At 78.4% G+C, this 1025-nt stretch carries 1 pseudogene; it reads left to right on the forward strand.

Annotated features, from left to right (window positions below):
* A pseudogene (locus tag KS423_RS46155) lies at positions 1–972 on the forward strand (hypothetical protein); the annotation flags it as partial.
* Positions 973–1025 lie beyond the last annotated feature (53 nt).

Genomic DNA, 1025 nt, shown 5'->3' on the forward strand with positions numbered 1-1025 from the left:
GACGGCCTGACCGGCGCGCAGGCGGCCGAGCTGGCCGAGTCCGCCCGGGACGACCGGGGGCAGCTGCTGCACCCGCCGGCCGGCCCGGCCACCGACCCCCGCTTCGACGAGTTCGTGCTCGCCCCGGCGATCGCCCGCTACGACTCCGCCGTGGGCGCCCTGCAGCACAGCGCCGAGCAGCGCGACGAGGCCGCCGCCGAGCGCGCCCGGGCGGCCGTACGGGCCGCGGTGACGGCGCTGGAGGAGGCGCTGACGTCCGTCCTGCTGCCCACCTGGCGGGACGTCTGGCAGGGCCTGGACCTGCTGCGCGCCCTGCCGCCGGCCGGCCACCTGGAGGAGCGCTGGACCGGCGACCGCTGGTCCTACACCGGCCACCGGGACCGGCTGGCGGCCGGCGAGCCGCCGCAGCCCCGGCAGGACGACGCCGTCACCGCCGCCCGCAAGCTCGCCCAGCGCGAGCGCGAGCAGGCCCGCCTCGACGTCCAGGAGGCGCTGGACGACCCGCTGGCGATGGCCGAGCACCGGCTGGCCGGCGAGGCGTTCAGCGGCGTGGTGACGGAGGTGGTGCCGGACTGGGACACCACCGGCCGCTCCCCCAAGCCGCGCCCGCTGGTCACCCTGCGCACCGTCGACCGCCCGCACGCGGACCTCGGCCGGGAGGTGCACCGGGTATGGGGGCCACCCCGTCCGGAGGCCGGGGGAGGTCCGCCCGCACAGAAGGCGGAGATCGTCGCGGTGGACGCCGCCGAGGGCACCCTCACCCTGCGGGTGCTGTCCGGCATGGGCCGCAAGAAGGAGCCGGAGCCGGGCAGTCTGCCCGAGCCCGGCGAGCCGGTCACCTTCACCCTGTTCGAACTGACGGTGCGCCAGTCCGCGCCGCTGCCCGAGCCGGACGACACCCCCTGGACCCACGGCGGCCCGCCCGGCGCCACGCCCGTACCCGCCCCGTCCGTCTCCGAGGAGTGGGAGTGAACCGTCCGATGACCCCCGAGCAGGCCCCGGGCGCGGCCGCCGACGCCGCGGTG

Origin of the sequence: Streptomyces sp. LS1784, from assembly GCF_020103755.1 — a bacterium.
GTDB lineage: Bacteria > Actinomycetota > Actinomycetes > Streptomycetales > Streptomycetaceae > Kitasatospora.